The organism is Leptospira stimsonii, from assembly GCF_003545885.1.
GTDB classification, from domain to species: domain Bacteria; phylum Spirochaetota; class Leptospiria; order Leptospirales; family Leptospiraceae; genus Leptospira; species Leptospira stimsonii.
This window is the reverse complement of the sequence record NZ_QHCT01000004.1, coordinates 256,135-273,630: the sequence shown is the minus strand read 5'-3', so window position 1 is coordinate 273,630 and position 17,496 is coordinate 256,135. Positions and strand designations below refer to the sequence as shown.

15 protein-coding genes are annotated in these 17,496 nt (G+C 46.1%); 2 read left to right on the top strand and 13 right to left on the bottom strand.

The window, feature by feature from the left end:
• Nucleotides 1-8: 8 nt before the first annotated feature.
• The 10 genes from hemG to DLM75_RS15665 all read right to left on the bottom strand — a co-directional run bounded on the left by hemG (nt 9) and on the right by DLM75_RS15665 (nt 11,167).
• Nucleotides 9-1,286, bottom strand: coding sequence for a protoporphyrinogen oxidase (gene hemG / locus DLM75_RS15710; protein ID WP_118969441.1), 1,278 nt, complete (start codon nt 1,284-1,286; stop codon nt 9-11).
• A 118-nt stretch (nt 1,287-1,404) separates the two neighbouring features.
• The gene (locus DLM75_RS15705; protein WP_118969440.1) at nt 1,405-2,364 is read right to left on the bottom strand and encodes an LA_0442/LA_0875 N-terminal domain-containing protein; all 960 of its coding nucleotides are present in this window, start codon (nt 2,362-2,364) and stop codon (nt 1,405-1,407) included.
• A gap of 109 nt (nt 2,365-2,473) precedes the next feature.
• The gene (gene hemN / locus DLM75_RS15700; protein WP_118969439.1) at nt 2,474-3,823 is read right to left on the bottom strand and encodes an oxygen-independent coproporphyrinogen III oxidase; all 1,350 of its coding nucleotides are present in this window, start codon (nt 3,821-3,823) and stop codon (nt 2,474-2,476) included.
• A complete protein-coding gene (locus DLM75_RS15695; RefSeq protein WP_118969438.1) occupies nt 3,820-4,842 on the bottom strand; it encodes a uroporphyrinogen decarboxylase family protein in 1,023 nt (340 codons plus the stop codon). The genes hemN and DLM75_RS15695 overlap by 4 nt, the downstream gene beginning before the upstream one ends.
• Complete coding sequence (locus tag DLM75_RS15690) at nt 4,832-5,524, bottom strand: response regulator transcription factor (protein ID WP_118969437.1); 693 nt, start codon at nt 5,522-5,524, stop codon at nt 4,832-4,834. Before DLM75_RS15690 ends, DLM75_RS15695 begins: the two co-directional genes overlap by 11 nt.
• Nucleotides 5,521-6,435: a sensor histidine kinase gene (locus DLM75_RS15685; protein WP_118969436.1), complete on the bottom strand. Its 915-nt coding sequence runs from the start codon at nt 6,433-6,435 to the stop codon at nt 5,521-5,523. Before DLM75_RS15685 ends, DLM75_RS15690 begins: the two co-directional genes overlap by 4 nt.
• Nucleotides 6,435-7,760 (bottom strand): glutamate-1-semialdehyde 2,1-aminomutase, encoded by a 1,326-nt coding sequence (hemL, locus tag DLM75_RS15680; RefSeq protein ID WP_118969435.1) that lies wholly within the window; start codon nt 7,758-7,760, stop codon nt 6,435-6,437. Before hemL ends, DLM75_RS15685 begins: the two co-directional genes overlap by 1 nt.
• On the bottom strand, nt 7,757-8,710 hold the full coding sequence (hemB, locus tag DLM75_RS15675; protein WP_118969434.1) for a porphobilinogen synthase: 954 nt from the start codon (nt 8,708-8,710) through the stop codon (nt 7,757-7,759). Before hemB ends, hemL begins: the two co-directional genes overlap by 4 nt.
• Nucleotides 8,679-10,307, bottom strand: a complete 1,629-nt coding sequence (hemC, locus tag DLM75_RS15670; protein ID WP_118969433.1) for a hydroxymethylbilane synthase — start codon at nt 10,305-10,307, stop codon at nt 8,679-8,681. Before hemC ends, hemB begins: the two co-directional genes overlap by 32 nt.
• Nucleotides 10,292-11,167, bottom strand: a complete 876-nt coding sequence (locus tag DLM75_RS15665; protein WP_118969432.1) for a Rossmann-fold NAD(P)-binding domain-containing protein — start codon at nt 11,165-11,167, stop codon at nt 10,292-10,294. The genes hemC and DLM75_RS15665 overlap by 16 nt, the downstream gene beginning before the upstream one ends.
• A gap of 110 nt (nt 11,168-11,277) precedes the next feature.
• Between DLM75_RS15665 and DLM75_RS15660 the strand changes: the two genes are divergently transcribed.
• Nucleotides 11,278-11,490: a hypothetical protein gene (locus tag DLM75_RS15660; protein ID WP_118969431.1), complete on the top strand. Its 213-nt coding sequence runs from the start codon at nt 11,278-11,280 to the stop codon at nt 11,488-11,490.
• On the opposite strand, the gene DLM75_RS15655 is transcribed toward DLM75_RS15660, so the two are convergent.
• Nucleotides 11,461-12,321, bottom strand: a complete 861-nt coding sequence (locus DLM75_RS15655) for an HAD family hydrolase (protein ID WP_118969430.1) — start codon at nt 12,319-12,321, stop codon at nt 11,461-11,463. The two genes, DLM75_RS15660 and DLM75_RS15655, sit on opposite strands and share 30 nt — an antisense overlap.
• A gap of 627 nt (nt 12,322-12,948) precedes the next feature.
• Between DLM75_RS15655 and DLM75_RS15640 the strand changes: the two genes are divergently transcribed.
• Nucleotides 12,949-13,773 (top strand): 1,4-dihydroxy-6-naphtoate synthase, encoded by an 825-nt coding sequence (locus DLM75_RS15640; RefSeq protein WP_118969427.1) that lies wholly within the window; start codon nt 12,949-12,951, stop codon nt 13,771-13,773.
• 322 nt (nt 13,774-14,095) lie between these two features.
• Here the strand turns inward: DLM75_RS15640 and metF are convergent, their stop codons facing one another.
• Both metF and DLM75_RS15630 read right to left on the bottom strand, forming a co-directional pair.
• Nucleotides 14,096-14,968 carry a methylenetetrahydrofolate reductase [NAD(P)H] gene (gene metF, locus DLM75_RS15635; RefSeq protein ID WP_118969426.1) on the bottom strand — a complete coding sequence of 291 codons (873 nt, stop codon included), beginning with the start codon at nt 14,966-14,968 and terminating at the stop codon, nt 14,096-14,098.
• Between the two features lie 10 nt (nt 14,969-14,978).
• Nucleotides 14,979-17,492, bottom strand: a complete 2,514-nt coding sequence (locus tag DLM75_RS15630) for a discoidin domain-containing protein (RefSeq protein ID WP_118969425.1) — start codon at nt 17,490-17,492, stop codon at nt 14,979-14,981.
• Between the last annotated feature and the right edge of the window lie 4 nt (nt 17,493-17,496).

Genomic DNA, 17,496 nt, shown 5'->3' with positions numbered 1-17,496 from the left:
CTGACCAATCAAGCACGCATAACGTTCCAAGCGCGTTCCAAAATGGAGCTGAGCCCGATTCCGTATCTAAAGTTTCCTTCCACATAAACCCCGTCCGGAAGACTTCGATCCAATTCCTTGTTAAATTCAAGAAGAGCGGAATCGTAGACTGGAAGAGCCGATTTCCAAATTGTTACGTAGTGATTGATCGGTTCGTCCTTCTGCGAGGAGATCTTATTTCGGTCCGCTTCCAGGATGGAAACGATTTCACTTTCTTTTAGTTTTGAAATTTCGGTGTCCAGCGCGCCTCCGAAAATAAAAGTCTCGGAGTAGACTCCATTCGAAACCCTGCCGGGAAATATCGATGAATTCAAGAGAACACCTCGTGCCCGAAAACCGGAACCGGGAGGAAAAAGGATTCCGAACCCAGTTTTTTGACCCAGGAGCGGTGTCTTTCCGAATCGAGTCGCTGTGACAACTCCTAAAGTTCTACAAACCTTTTCATATCTTTTAAAAACTCGATCACTGGAAGCGAGGATTTTCAAAGTCGATTCTAAACCGCAGGCGATGGTGATTTTCGCTTTCGGATATTTTTTTCTAAGGGCGAGCAAGGAAGGAGCTTCTTCCGAATAGACAAACTTACTATTGGAAGCGGATTTCACCTTAGCTTCCATTGCGCTTAACAATTCACCGAGGCCGCCTCGAAAACTTACGGTTCCTCTGCGTTGTTTCGGCACTTTCGGCTCCGACTTTCTATTCTCCATCGTCTTCTTTAGATTCTTCCAGAGAGGCTCGTTCGAATGAACAAATCTTCCTAAAACGAGTTCCGCGGACATGTTTTTCAAATCTCCCGCATAGACGCCGGAAAGACCCGGTTCGATCACGCTCTTTACTGCGTCCTCCCCTAAAACTCTCAATCCCCAGTGATAGACGGATTCATCCCTTTGAAAGCCGGACGGAATTCTAAACAATCCGTATAACGCACGTAAGGCGCCCATAAAAGAAAGCGGGATTCTTTTGGGAACTCCGTCCTTCCAGATAAATCTCTTTTTGGAAATTTTTTGCGTAGGAATGATTTCTAAACCGAGAATCGTAGCCAATTCTTCCAAACGAAACGAGTTTAGAATTCCGTTCGCCGCAGTCTCTACGAGACCAAACGGGGTTTGAACGGATTGAATCAAACCTCCGAAGCGGTTTCTTTTTTCATAGATAAGAACAGATTCCCCTCTCTGGACGGAAAGGGTTGCGTGAAGTAGTCCGGTAAACCCGGCTCCAATGACGATATGATCCGGTTGTTGCGATGCCACGGATCGATTTTTATAAGAATCCGGAGATTGTAAATCAGCAATCTTCCTGTTTTAACGAAACTTTACGTATGATCCCTACCTTCGAATATCGAAGGGAGATTCAATCTTTAGAATCGACTTAAAAACTATATCTATAACCGAAAGTGTATTTGGATTCCCAGGAAGCGGACGAAGTTCCGCCGACCGTGGAGCCGGAGTTCGCCATCGGATTAAAATCAAACAGCAAACCTTTGCTCGAACCGTCCGAAATCCCCACTGTGGAAGAAACCGCGCCTCCGAAAATAAAAGCGTCCGCTAAGTTGATCAGATAAATCCCTGCTAATACACCGATGCTCGCCTGTAAATTCTTATACGCCTTATCTACCGCTTCTCTTTTGTTCTGATATTCATTGCTGGAAGTTTCGTTATAAACGTAAAGCGCCAACGGATCCGTTATCACGGGCGGAAGCGTCGGATTCGGAATACCTAATACGGATAAGGTGATCGCGTCCTTTGAATACGGATTTCCGTAACTTTCATATTCTTTTCTTGCGACGTGGTATTTTCGATTATTCTCATATACCGCATAACCGGCGGCCAAAAAGAGAGTAGGGTAGATAATCGCGGCAAATTTTCTTCCACTTGCCCATTGTCCCCAACCGGGAAGCGCCGCAGATCGTCCGAGTGCGCCTGCTCTCGATACGGAAGGTTTCGGAGGAGGTGTTGGAGCAACAGGTTGTTGATTTTTTTCCGCGGCCTCTTTTTCTTTACGAAGACGTTCTTCCTCTTCCTGTTGCTTTTTGAGATCTAAGTTTCTTTGTTTGGTTAGTTTCTCTTCTTCCAGTCTTTTGATCTCGGCGTCTCGGATTCTTTCTTCCTCTTCTTCGTCGATATCCTTATAGATCACTTTTAAAATTTCTTTTTTAGAGACGACTCGTTTCCCTTCCTTTGTCTGAAGAGTGATCGTCTTTTGATTTTGTGTGACGACCTTGCCGCGAAACGATCCTCCCTCGTGCAAGAGGACTGTTTCCGCAAAAAGCGATAACGGCAAAAGGAAGAATAGGCTGAGGAATAAAAATAGTTTTCTTAATAATTGCATCTAAACGGGCCTTCCCCGATCGAAACCGACTCGAACTTCAATAGGTACGAGTCGTCCTTCCTTATCAATAATTTATTGGACGACTTTTTGACTGAAATTCGAGCGATTCTTAGATGGCGCGTGAAAAAACCCTAGATTCAGGACTTTTTCGACGAAGTCGAAGATCCAGCCCCGTGCACGCGTTTCTAAGAAAAGGCCAACCCCTTTCCGTCAATGACAGGAGATTCCCCTCCCATCTAATAAGAGTATCGTCTTCCATCGAAGTCAAATAGAGTCGCACATCCTGCAAAATTTGATCCGGCACTCGAACCTTCCCGGTGGTAGAAAGCTGTAAGATCAAAGCTCTTTGAACAAGATCTTCCTCATCGAGTTTATGTCCCCTGAGTGTGGCGAACTTACTTTCATGAATGTGCTTCTGATATTTTTTTACGATCTTCTCATTCTGATGAAAACAATCCCAACTATCGGAAATTGCAGAAACTCCGAGTCCCAAGAGCATTTCCGTAGTTTTTGTTGTGTATCCCATAAAATTTCGGTGTAAAGTTCCGCTTTTCGCGGCTGTGGAAAGGGAATCCGTCTCCAAAGCGAAATGATCCATTCCGATTTCATGGTAACCTGATTGTAGAAACATCTCTCTTGAGACCTCGTAGAGTTCCCTTTTTTCCGTTCCGGAAGGAAGATCCGCTTCGGTAAAAAGCCTCTGCGCCGCTTTGATCCAGGGAACATGCGCGTAGCTGTAGAATGCGATTCGATCCGGACGAAGCTCGAGTGTTTTTTCTATGGTCCGTTTCATACTATCCAGCGTCTGTTTCGGTAGACCGTAGATCAGATCGAAGTTCACTGAATTGTATCCGATACTTCTGGAAACGTCCGTGATTCTTTCCGTCATCTCGAAAGGCTGAGTCCGATTGATCAGCCTTTGCACTTCGGGATCAAAATCCTGGACTCCGAGACTGATTCTTCTAAAACCGAAATCGTGAAGAACCTTGAGCTGTGTCTCTCTGGTCCTTCTCGGATCCACTTCGAGGGAAAAATCGGGTTTGGAAGAAACATTCATTCTTTTTAATATAGAATCCAATAAGAATTCGATGTTTTTCTCGGAAAGATACGTGGGGCTTCCTCCTCCGAGATGAAGTTCTTTTAATTCTCTTTGCCCGATCTCCGGAACCGCCGCAAGGTAGTTTTCAAATTCTCCGAGAAGCGATTGAATATACGGATCTTCCACGGTATGATTTTTCGTGATCGACGTATTACATCCGCAAAAGGAGCATAACGTTTCACAAAAAGGAATATGAAGATATAAGGAAAGGGAAGAATCTTCCGGACTCAGACGATTTCGTACCTTATCCAACCATTCTTCCGTCGTAGGGTTTTCGGACCAATAAGGGACCGTGGGATAACTCGTATATCGAGGAGCCGGAATGTCGTATTTTGCGATCAAATCTTTTGCTGTTTTCATCGGAATGTTTCTCTCACTGTTTCTACGAAAGTTTTTACGTTGTCTTCGGGGGTCTTCGGCATGACGCCGTGTCCAAGCCCGCAAACCCAACCGATCCTATCCTGAGGAGCAAGATCCTGAAACGGTCTCAAATATTGCATTAGGGTTTTCTTAAATTCTTCTCTTTCCATAAACAACAAGGCCTGGTCGAAGTTTCCCTGAATCATCCTCTTCTCGGTTTTGAAAACGTCTCGAAGATCCCATCTGTGATCAAGCCCGTAGCCGACGAGCGACGCAATCTTCTGCACGCTTTGAAAGTGCGGAGAAGCGGTTCCTCTACTATAATATCCGACTTTTCCAGGAAAGGCGTCGGCGAGACTTTTTATTCCGGGAACGACGATCTCTTCGAAAAGCGCGGGAGAAAGATCTCCGCCTGCGGTATCAAAGATCATAATCGCGTCCGCGCCACCTTCCAACTGCAAGGCGATATTGGCCTTTAAGAATGGGACGATCCGTTCCATAAATTCTTTCCTGACATTCGTCAATGTCTTCGGAAGTGAAAGATTGCCCTCGTGTTTTCCCGCGACGGCATATGTAAAAAGCGTCCAAGGTCCCCCAACAAAACCGATCAGCGATTTTTCCTGAGGAATTCTTTCCCGAGTCAGCTTCATCGCATCCTTTTGAAACTGCATAAAGGAAATCGAATCTTCCACGGACTTCAACTTAGCGAAGTCGTCCTTGGATCGAACCGCAAATCCGAGTTCGGGACCTGCGTCCGTATATTTCAAACCCATTCCTAACGCTTCCAAAGGGAAAAGAATATCGGAGAAAAGAATCGCAACGTCGAAGTCGAATTCGTCTACGGGACCAAAGGCGACCTCGGCGGCGAGTTCCGGAATCTTACAGAGTTCTTCGAAAGAATGTTTTTGCCGCAAGGCTTGGTAGTGTTTGTGATAACGCCCCGCTTGTCTCATCATCCATACGGGCGGAATTTTCTGCGCGATTCCTCGCAACGCGTTCGAGTAGCGTTCATTCGACATTTTTTATTTCTCCAGTCCATTGATAACCGACTCCTCTCACGGAACGAATCACACTTTCTCCGTCATCTCCGAAGGCTTGTCTGAGTCGCACGATCGAGTTGTCTATCGTTCTATTTGTAGGGAAGCTTTCTTCTCCCCAAAGTTTGTCCAAGATTTCGGCGCGGCTCACGGTGCGATCCCGTTCGCTCACCAAAAAATGGAGTAGGGCGCAGTCTCGTTTCGAGAGAGGAAATTCTTCCGTTCCTTTTTTGACCTGAAACCCTTGAAAATCTAAAATATAATCTTTATAACGAAATTTGGATTCTTCTATGGAATGTTTATGAGATTCTAATACGTGTTTAACGCGGATCAGTAATTCCTTAAGATGAAACGGCTTCGGGATGAATTCTTCCGCGCCTAACTCGAAACCCCTCAGTCTTTCAGGCGCTCCCGCCTGCGCGGTTAGAAATAAAAACGGAGGACAATCTTTTGTTTCTTTCAATTCTTCCGCGAGAGTAAAACCGTCTCCGTCCGGAAGTCGTACATCGAGAAGAATCAAATGTGGCCGTTCCTCTTTTGCGAGTTTTTTTGCTGAAACCGCGGAGACAGTCCAGAGAACCTCGTATCCTTCTTTCTGAAGCCTTTCTTGCAGAGTTTCCCCAAGAGAACGATCGTCTTCGACTAACAAGAGTTTGGCTTTCATGAAATCGCCTCGGGAAGAATCAGGTCCACTCGAAATCCGGAATTCAACGGAACGATCTCCATTCTTCCTTTCATCTTCTTCATCAATTTTTTTATGATATAAAGTCCGATCCCTGTTCCGCTCGTACTTGTATGTCGATTGAAAGGAATTCCGAGCGTCTTGTATTTCCCGTCAAAACCGGAGCCGTTATCGATTACGTTGATCCGGATTTCTCCTGCCTTCTGCCTTTCGGAAACGACAAAGAGTTCGGTCGCCCTTCCGTGTTTGATCGCATTCTCGGCGAGATTCTTAAAAATACTTTCCAGCGCTTTTCGATCCGCGGCGACATTCAGATTTTCCATTCGACTCACGTCGATCTTCAAATTCGGGAAATCATCCCGTATGGAATCGATCACTTCTTTGAGGTTTGTTTTTTCTATATAAAGAATTTCCGATCTGGTAAGACTTGCGAGATACATCGCACGATTCATCTGTGATTCGATACGGACCGAATCCATGAGCAAACGGGAGATGAGTTTGTTTTCGCTCGGATTTGGCAATTCTTCCTGAAGACTTTCCGCCTGAAGACGAAGACTTGCAAGAGGAGTTTTCATCTCGTGAGTCACCGTGGAAAAAAAATCGTGAATCAGCTTGTTTCTCAACGCGTCCTTATAGGAAAGCCAGATCAAAGTGCTTCCGCCTAACACAAGCATGGCGAGAAAAAAATGACCTTCCATCTTGATCATTCTGCTCTGTCTTTCGAGGATGAGAAGATTCTCCGTTCCCGCGGCGCCGCCGAGCTTCGTACTGAGTTCAGCGATCATATTCGTAAGTTTTAAACCGAGAAGAAACCACCAAACTCCGAGAGAAAAAGTTACAAGAAGCCACACGACCGCAAAAAGAATTCTTGTATTTTTCCAAACCGAGGACATCAGAGATTTTTCAGAGCTTTTCTTGCCGTCTCCAAAGTTTTTGCGATCACTTCGTCCGTATGTGCGAAAGAAAGAAAACCGACCTCGTATCCGGAAGGTGCGAGATAAATTCCGTTCTTTAGCAAAGCGTGAAATACCTTTGCAAAACCTTCTTTGTGTCCTTCCGGAATTTGTTCGATCGTTCGGATCGGTTCCGACGTTTTTTTATGAAACCAAAACAAAGAAGAATGAGAAACCGCCTCCCATTCTCCCAAACCGCTTCCGTCGAGAATCGCCTTCATTTCTTCCGCGAATTTTTTGGTCCTTGTTTCCAGAATCGAGTAAACGTTTTCTCTTTGTGCCTTTTGCAAAGTCGCCAATCCGGCTCTCATTCCGAACGGACTCGCGCTCAAGGTCCCCGCTTGATAGACAGGACCTGCGGGTGCCACAAGATCCATCAGATTCTTTCTTCCCGCGTAACAACCGACCGGGAAACCGCCACCGATGATCTTTCCATACGTTACAAGATCCGGATTGATTCCGAGAAGACCGGCCATCCCTTGGAAGCCGGCTCTAAAACCGGAAATGACCTCGTCAAAGACGACTAACGTTCCGTGTTTCCTTGCTATCTCGACGATCTTTTGAATATATTCTTTTCTCTGGATCAAAAGTCCGTAGTTCGCCGGAAGCGGCTCGATGATGAGAGCCGCGATCTCTTTTCCTTCTTTTGCGAACAACGTTTCCACGTTCTTTTCGTCGTCTAGCGGAAGCACGAGTGTGTTTGCAATCGTGGTTGCGGAGATTCCCGCGCTGTCAGAAGAGGACTCTCCAGCGAGACCCGATCCTGCTTTTACAAGAAGAGCGTCTAAATGACCGTGATAACAACCGTCGAACTTTAGAATTTTTTCCCTTCCGGTTGCGGCGCGAGCGACGCGTAACGCACTCATTACGGCCTCGGTTCCCGAATTTACAAAACGAACTTTCTCAGCCCAAGGAATTTGATTCGTGATAAATTCCGCTAGTTCAAGAGAGTAGGGCTCCGTTGCGCCGAAACTCCAGGCAAGACCCGTTGTCTCACGAACCACTTCCTCCACTTCCGGATCCCTGTGTCCGAGAATCAGAGGACCAAAACTCAGACAATAGTCTATGTATTCCTTTCCGGCAATGTCGGTTAACGTCGCCCCGTTCGCGGATGCGAAAAAGACGGGAGTTCCCCCTACGGAGCGAAACGATCGAACGGGAGAATGAACTCCTCCGGGAGAAACTTTCTTTGCACGTTCAAAAAGTTCTTCCGAAGTTTTTCCTTTCCATGAATTTCCGGATAATGACGTTTGGTGATGACTCATTGAAAAATCTCCTTTCCTCTTCTCGCCGCGTATGTGATGAGATACGCAGAGCCGGCCCTCGAAAAAATCTGCCATGTTTCGCGTAACGCGGAATCGAAATCACAAAAACCATTCTGGGCCAAATAGTGAATCGAAGCAAATTCTCCGCTCACTTGATACGCGCCCGTCGGCAAGCCGGTTTTTTCCCGGATCGGACCGATGAGATCGATCGAAGTCATTCCGGGTTTGACCATTAGAAAGTCTGCGCCTTCTTCTTGGTCTCGAATCGAGGAAAGAATCGAATCTTCCCGATTACGAACGTCGATTTGATACGAAGAACGATCTCCGTGTCCCGGAGCGGAATCAGCCGCCGCACGAAACGGTCCGTAAAAATTACTCTTAAATTTCGTGGAATAACTCATCACGGGAACCTGAGAGAATCCGTTTGTGTCCAGGATTCTACGATGACTTGCAACTCTTCCATCCATCATATCACTCGGTGCGATCCCGTCGGCGCCTGACAGCGCGTAGGCGAGCGCGATCTCCGAAAGATGTTTTACGGAAGAGGGATTATCGATGCTTCCATCCTTGTGTAAAAGACCGCAGTGACCGTGGGTCGTAAGTGAACACATACACGTGTCGATCCAGAGAAACGATTCCGGGAATTCTTTTTTAAGAGAAGAAATCGCACGCTCGTAGAATGACTTCGGAAGTTCCGTGTTTGATTTGAGTTCAGGAACCAAGAATAGGATAAAGTGAGTCACTCCGGCTTTCAGATCGGATTCGACTTGTTTGAGAACGCTCCGTTCCGTATCGCGAAAAACGTCGGGGAGAGAATCCATTTTCTCTCTTTCATTGAGACCTTCCACGATAAAGAGGGGCTGTATTAGTTTTTTATAATTGAGACTTTCCGAAGAAGCGAGATCTCTGAGGGCGGCGTTAAGCCGAATTCTTCTCTGTTTGGTTTCCAAGTTCCTTTCCTTTGAATTCCTCGAGCCCCAAACTCGCAAGCCAGGACTCGTAGTGTATAAAAATAGAAATGTTTGCGGATTCTCCCAGAACTTTTCGGATATGCGAAGAAGTAATCCCGGGCCCGCAGGCATGATAACGGTCTCTGATCTGGGGAAACAAAGAAAGCGCTTTGTCGAATTGGGAAGCGCTCATCCAAAAAAAATGGGTTTTATCGGAAAGATCCGGATGATCTTCGAGAGGAGTCGTTTGATAGGTAAGAACTCTTTCTAAACCGGATTCTATTTCCGTAGAACCGATGTGAGTGCATTTCACAAAATTCAATTTTTTTCCAAAAAGAGAACCCTTCGGCAATTCCTCTTCTCCTAAAGCATCGAGAGAACCGTGCACCCAGACGTCGCGTTCCGCGAGCTGAAGCCAAGTTTTAAGACCGCTCGTCCAGACAAGACCCTTGTGTTCCAAAGAAGAATCCAAATTCGGATAAGCGCTCCCTCTCGTCACAAGCCAATCCCTTTGGATCAATTCTTCCGGAAGAATGTGATTTCCCTTTTTTCCGTCCGCTGTGAGCACATAACCTTTGTTAGACGGAAGAGGGGTTCTTTTCTGTTTGATCGCCTCTCCCGGAACCGGATACGCTTTTTTTGCGGATTCTACCGAAGGAGCGGAGAAAGAAAAAAATTGTTCTTCGATTTCAAGGACTTCGCCGGCGTCCGTAAGTCCCCTTTGATATAAGATTTTGCCGTAAGGACGTTTCAAAACCGAAACCCCGATCTTTTGATGACAACCGCCGCCGAATTTGTGAAGAATGCTTCTTTCCTCTTCAACCGCGGCTACTACGTCGGCAATGCCGAGAGCTTTCAAAATATCCAGAGCCCAAACGTCGTCGGCTCTGACTTCGGCCGCAACGGCACCCTGAGCGGGAGCGGAAGGATTCAACGAAAGAGGAAAGATCTGAAAAACAGATTCTTCCAACGCTTCTTTTAAGAACATTCGTATTTCTTGATATTCTAATTCATCGGAATTGAGAAATTCCGTCGATAAAAGTCGATCGAGAGCGGCCTTAGCGACGACGAGCCCGTCCGCGTCCGATTCTTTCCATTTGCGAACTCTCGTCTGAATGTTCCCTCGCACAGGAAGAAAGGTCAGCTCGGAATCTTTATAACGAGAAGGAAGAAACTTAGGAAGAAATTTTTTGAGATTGTATTCCCTTCTCGGAGAAGAAGTCTGAATCTTCAATTCTTCCGGAGAATGTTTTAAAAGAGAAGATTTTTTCCAAAGAAGAACGTCCCTCTGATCCGCTCGATCCAAAACGCCCAGAATCGTGGTTCCAGGATGTCCTTCCAGATCCAAGTCCTTCCAAGAGTGAACAACAAGATCCACTTTTCCGTCGACGAGTTCTTTTGTGAGATCCTGAGTAAACACACCTCTTGTTCCCATCTTCCAGAGAGGGGTTTGTAAGTCTTGATCACCCGAAGCTTCTCTGAAATAGAGTTCCACTTCCAAATCCGGAAACTTTTTTCGGAGAGCACCGAGTACAAGGTAGGTTTGAAGTCTTGCGAGAGCGCTTTTGCGGGAGCCGATCTTTAGAACGCGGGACAAGTCAGGTCTTCCCAGCCGAAAATGAATTGTTGTGCTTCAAGTTCCCGTTCTTCAACAATTTCGTCTAACGCGGGCTGGATTCTTTCCCGAATCTGAAGGGCTCTTTCCTCGGTTTCCCGGAGAGAATCCAACATCGCCGCGAAAGAAACCGATTGAATCGTATCAGGAAGTTTTTTTTCCAGAGGAACTTCCCGAAAATCCACGATGCAGGTTCCCGGTTGAATTTGATCGAGATGCGGAGTCAGATCCAGTGGAGCCGCGACGACGATCGCGGAAGAGTCAGGCTTCCAGTCGCTTAATAATTTCGAATCCACTTCAAACATCGCTGAAAGTTCTTCCAAGCGCGCTTTGTTTCTACCCACGAGTGTCACCTTTCGATTTTTCAGCCAAGGGAGAATTTTTTCGGAAAGTTGACCCGTTCCGAGAAGAATCACATGAGACGCGTCTTTCAGATATTTATTTGCGAGTCCGCCGTAGGATTGTTCGCCGATGTTTTGAAGATAACGAGAACGGATTGTTCTTGAATCCTGAATGAGACTGTCGCGGAGCCTTGCTAAATATTCTCCGAATGCGGAAGAGGGAAGAGAAGAATTCTTAAATTTATCGCGGAACTGAGCGAGAACTTCCGTTTCACCCAGAAGTCTGGAATGAAGACCGGAGATGACTTCCAAAAGAAAACGATATCCTTCATAGCCGGAATAAACTTCCAGAGTGGAAGGAAGAAAAGAAGGACCGCCGTGAATACGGCTGTCAGCGATCCAAATCGTGCGCATACAAGTCATCCAGGAAAAAGAATCCGGATTCTCAATCATCTCTCTGTCTTTTTGAGTAGAATGATAAACGCGAAGTGTGGACCACATATTGTTAAAAGAACTATACCAGTTTCCCTTGTTTGATTGTCAAAGAAGTGTCACCGAACGGAAAAACTTTCCATTGACTTTATTGAGACTGATTTTCAACTTGGTCATATATGCAACTTGATATTCAAACTCAGGATTGGATCGTCTACGGAATCGTGAGTTTGACCGCAATTCGGTTGTTCTTCCCTCTTCTTTCCGTAATTCAAGAATTTACCGGAAAAACGTCTCATTCTAAAGACGAAGATTTCGGGTGTTATACACAGGCCTGCAAGTCTTGTGAAGTGAAGAGTTCCTCAAAAGGAAACGATCCGATTCTCCACTAAAGCAAGAGCGACTCCGTCTTCTTCATTGCTGTATCGCGTAACGTGCTTCGCGGAACTCTTGATTTCTGGAACCGCGTTTTTCATCGCAAAACCGACTCCGCTATGAAGCAACATTTCGAGATCGTTTCTTTCGTCTCCGAAGGAAACGACACCATTCCCATCTAAACCCTTTAAGGAAAGAAAACGAGAAATTCCGGACCACTTGGAAACGGAGAAGTTGATGATTTCCACACAATAGGCGACTCCGGGAATTTTCGTAAGAATACAACGAAGATCGGAGGCCCCGGGCAACGCGGAAATTTTTTGAACGAGAGAATCCAAATCTTCCCTTTGGAGCGATAAAAAACAAACCACAAGAATTTTATCGAGTTCGAGAGAAAGAAAATCTCCGATGGAACGTGTGCGAGAACGATCTCCTCCCGAATAGTTATGATAAATATCGCTCGTGATCGGAACTTCGGTAAACATGTCGATCCCTTCCTCGAATCGATCAACGTGAAGAATCGGAGGAGTATGAAATTCTTTTCCCAAGAGAAGGATCTGAGAAACGAGTTTCGGTTCAAGATAACTCTCGGCGATCCGCTCAGCGCTCGGAGAATGGCGCAAGATTTGTCCGTTGTTGGAAACAACGTGAACTTCTCCGCGAAACTCCTTCGCAAAGGAGAATGTGGAAAAAAATCTTCTCCCAGTTGCGATCACAAGATTCTTTCCTTGGTCGATTGCCTTCTGAAGGACGGAGTGGGTGAGGGGAGAAATTTTACTTTTTGAGTTAAGGAGAGTTCCGTCCAAGTCGACGGCGATCGTATGAATCTGAGAAGGATCGAATGACATGTTTTGTTTCAGGAAATCGCAAAGGAGAATTTAGAGAAAGGAGTTTTTCTTTTTCAAAACTCCAATGGAGGAGGAAAGAGAACGTTGGCTTTCTCGGAACGAAAAGCTTTTTTTTGCGAGACCGAATTCTCGCCAAAGCTCCAAAAAAAAAGCGAACGTCGCCAATCAGAAATTTCAGATTTTGTCGATTTGTTTTCTTACCTTTGTCGGAGGTACGACAAAGAATGGGAGAAGGAAATTCTCTGATATTGGAGCATTGTTGGAGATTCTTCTGAAACACTTTCTGAATCTTATAAGAACCTCTCGTAGGAACAACGACGCCTTTTCCGTGAAAGTTGAGCGCCCCACCCTGATTGGGTGGAGGAGGAGAGGTGGCGGGAAAACTCGGAAAAATTTCCCCTAACACAAAAAGACAAATCCCGCAACTCTATTTCGATCCTCAAAAATCTCGTCGGAACTCCGACAAAAAAAGAACCGAACGTTTTTCCAAAATGGAGAACCTTCCGCAAGTCCCTTCAAAAAAACATTCACATCGGAAGCCTTTCTTCAGAAGCTTCTCCAAAAAGAAAGAAGAGGCTTTCTTTTTTCGACAAAACCCAAAGAATGGGAATCTAAAGAAGAAAGAAGATGGAACTCAGCTTAGCCTATTCTCCCTGCCCAAACGATACATTTTTATTCTATCATCTCGCACATGGAAAAGTTACCGATCAATTTCGAATCCGAGAAGAACTCCACGACGTAGAAGAATTGAATCGAGCCGCTTTTTTAGGAAAATACCAGACCACAAAACTCTCCTTCGCAGGATATTTTTCGGTGATGGATCGATATTCGATTCTCGACTCCGGCTCTGCCCTTGGACGGAACTGCGGCCCTCTTTTAGTTTTTAAAAAAGGGAAAAATCTCCGATCGGCAAAAGGAAAAAAAATTCTCATCCCTGGGGAATTCACAACGGCAAATCTTCTCCTAAAATTATTCCTCAAAAATGATTTTCAGGCCGAGGCGATTCGCTATGACAAGATCATCCCACTCCTCTTATCGGGAGAAGCGGACTTCGGAGTTTTGATTCACGAAGAGCGCTTTACGTATGAAAAGCAGGGTCTCGAAAAACTCCAAGATCTGGGGGAATGGTGGGAAGAAACGACCGGAAAACATATTCCCTTAGGCGCCATCGCGATCCGGAGAGACCTGAGCCCGGACCTGAAATCGGACTTTGACCAAGCTCTCAAAAAAAGTTTGGATCTCGGATATCAGAACAGGGAAGAAACGTACGAATACATTCTCAAACATTCCCAAGACACGACGCGAGAAGTTGTGGATGCCCACATCGCATTGTATGTCAACGAGTTCACTCGTTCCCTGGGAACCGAAGGAAGAGACGCGATCTTGGAACTCTACCGGAGAGGGGTGGAAGCTGGCTTCCTTCCCGGAGGCCAAGAGAAGAACTTGTTTTAGAGAAGAAAAAAGATCCCAACCCGTTTCTTTCCGCGCAAAAAAAAACGGCGTTTATAAAAACGTGTCTAAGCCAACCGACGCAAAGAACGATCCTTACTTTCAATCTTTGACCGTCGGATCAACGACAACTCTTCCGTGAAAGTCGCGCGCCCCACCCAAATTGGGTGGAGGAGGTGGGCTGGCGGGAAAATTTGAGAAAATTCTCCTTATCACAGAAATTCTCCTTCGTAAAGAAAAATTCCCTATTGTCGGAACTCCGACAAGGAACGCCTCCGCAACAGAAGAAAGACTTCTTTTGAAAAGTAGGAACTCCTTCTTTTTTCTAACCCTTCAATTCTCTCACGATATCATAACTCGCGTGCGACTGATTCAGGGTATAAAGTTGAATTCCTGGCACGCCCATCTCCAAAAGTTCTCTGCATTGTTTTACGGTGAAATTCAAACTTCTCCTATAAAATTCTTCCGGACGATGTTCGACTTCTTGTAAATCCTCTATCAGAGAAGAAGGGAATTCACAGCCGGCCAACGTCTTAAATCTTTCGATCTGGGAAAAGGAAGTGATCGGCATAATTCCCGGAATCACAGGAATCTGAATTCCGACCTTTCTCACTAAGTTGAGAAAATTCTCAAAGGCAGAATTCATAAAAAAAAGCTGAGAAACTAAGAAGTCGGTTCCCGCGTCCACTTTCAACTTGAGATGTCGAACGTCTTCTTCCAAAGATTTTGCGCTCGGATGTTTTTCAGGGTAACAGCCGCCTCCGATACAAAAATCCATCTTCTCGGAACGAATAAAAGAGATCAGTTCCGTCGCGTTCTCAAAACCGCCCGGAGTTTTTCTAAATTCTCCTTCGCCTCTTGGAGGATCTCCGCGAAGAGCCATCAAATTTACGATCCCTTTGGAACGAATTCCCTGAAGCGTCTCGCGAATCTGATCTCGATTTGCTCCCACGCAAGTAAAATGAGAAACCGTAGGAACGGAATAATTCTTAGAAATTTCGGTTACGATTTCGATCGTCTTATCTCTCGTAGAACCGCCGGCTCCGTAGGTTACGGTTACGAAGTCCGGATGGACCTGAGACAATTCCCTTACGGTCTCCATCAACTTCACGTCTCCTTCCGGAGTTTTCGGAGGGAAGAATTCAAACGAATACACAGGCCCTTTTCGAGAGCCGTAAATTTCAGATACTTTTTTCATAAAATCTCGATCATTGAAAACAAAGAAGAATTTGAATCTGTCCTCTTCCCGAACGAAGCGGAGTCAACGCTTTCCCAAAAAGAGAACCCGGCCGAAGAGACTCCGCCGAAATTCGAACAGCGTGACCACCGGTCAAACCGGTCACGAGCAAACTTCCAGGTTGGATCGGATATGCAGATGCATCCGCGTTTACGGTAACAACACCCGAAACCGCAACCAGCCAATGAGTTCCGTCCGCAGGTGCAGATTCTCCGAAGAGTAGGGCCGCCGATTTTACGGCGACGCCGATCGCATTGGTTGCGTTAGCCGTCTTTGCCTTTTGCAAACGCCCGTCCTCTCCCATCACCAAGATGTCACCTTCTCCGATTACGTCGGACGGATTTATAGGAAAAAATCTCGCGATACAATCCGCGTTCTTTCCCGTCGAGATTCGAACACTTCCGGTAAATTCCGATTCTCCTTCGGCGAGGAACGCCTTTCCGGATCCGGTCTCTCCCAGAGAAGAAATTCCTTTTCCGTTTGCAAAAAGCGCGACGCCGGATCTCGAATGGAAGATTCCACCAAACCCACGTTTGGCAAGTCCCAAAACACCCGCCGAATCCTGGTCACCGGAAGAAGAATCCCCACGGACTCCAAACTTTTCTCCGTATCCGATCAAACCTGTATTGCGAGCGGATCCGACTACGCCGGCACCTTTTTCACTATCGTTTCGCGCATAGATCGGCGCATGATTTTCGGGGGGAGGTGCGATGTTCGTATAAGCCGCTTCCGTGGCGCCCTTAACTTTTAAGAATCCAGTATGAGAACTAAAGTCGTGATCGAGTGGCGCGTAATCGTGCGTATGTGGCTTCGGGTCTCTCTTGTCGGACAACCTCGGATCATCGGAAGAAACAACTTTGCCCGGTGCATTGTTTCCCAATGCGGCAATCTCTACGATTCCCGGATAAGAAGTCGTCGCGTTTCGAAGTCGCTTATCATTCCCCTGAACGACAAGGCCTTCTTTCGATTCTCCCGACTGCGCGAGTTGAACGATTCCATAGGATTCCGTACTGGCGATTTTTAGGCGTTTGTCATCGCCTTGCACAGCGGCTTCGGAAGAATCCTCTCCACTCTTTGCAAAACGAACAATCCCGGGAAACTCGGTGTTCGCTTTTCGAATTCTTGGATCATCGGCGGTCACAGCTTTTCCTGGTTCGGACGCACCCGGTTCGGAGAGGATCGCTAAACCGTATTTTTTGGTCGTTGCAATTTTCAAACGATCGTCATTTCCCTGAACTACAACGCCGTCTTTTGTTTCTCCATTCTCCGCCAACTCGACGATTCCCAAAGAGGAAGTAGTCGCCGCTTTCAAACGTTCGTCGTTTCCTTGAACAACTCTTTCCGCCCGATTTTCGCCATTTCCTGCGAGTCGAACCAAACCGTGCGCGAGTTCGGTTGCGTGTTTCAGTCGTTTATCGTTTCCTTGGACGACAACTCCTTCTTTCTCTTCTCCGTCTCCAGCAAGTTCTACGATTCCCTTATACTCGGTGGAGGAATCTCTCAATCTCCGATCGTTCGATTGAACCGCAACACCTTCGGAATTCTCGCCATCGACCGCAAGACGAACCAAACCGGAACGAAGGACCGTCGCGTACGGAAGCGGTTCCGAGGTCGGTTTGTTCGTGAGGTCGCTCAAATGCGGAGTCGCATAGAGTTCTAATTCTACAATTTTGGTCTGATAAAATTCTTGGCCTTTCTTTTCATTTTGACGCGCTACCAACTTCAAATAACGCACGTTTGTCGGAAGAAATCTCCACTGATACCAAACTCCGGGTTCGGATAAGAATTGGTTTTCTTCCAACAATTGATTCCAGGAAAGATCGTCTTCGCTATAATATACGGTGAATCGTTCCGGAAAACAAACCGGGTCCGTTTTGGAAGTAAGAAGTCGGAGCTCGTTCACGCGACTAATCGATCCGAGATCGGTAAGAAAAAATTCTTCTCCCGGTTTGGAAACTTCTTTCGATGCCCATCCGTAGTCAGGCCTTTGATCGATGAGGTTTTCTTTTACCCAAAATCGATCCTGTTCGGAACTGACTTCAATTTTCACGATTCCGGAAATGCCGACTTCCAGCTGACCAAGAGAAACCTTGTATTTTCCGGATCCGTCTTTCTCCGAAACCTGACTGATTAATTTTAAGAATTTTGCCTGAACAAGAGAAAAGTTCCACTGTCCGACCTTTTGATTTAAACGCCGAAATCCGGTCTCTTGGAGAATCGGTTCCCAAACGACTCCATCCATAGAAATCTCAAATCGAAACGTATCCGGAAAAAAAGCGACTTCTTGTGGGTTGGAATGAAGTCGGATCTGATTCAAACTCGAAACCCCGTCCAAATGTAGGGTGAGGGCGGAAATCCCGGGAGAATCCTTTGTCTCGTTGTAGCGTAAAAGTTTTCCTTCTTTTAAATCATAAGTTCCGGAAGATTTGATTTCCCGGATTTTTAATGGGCCGGGGTGGCTGATTCGAATCGATTCAGAGTTCATTCAA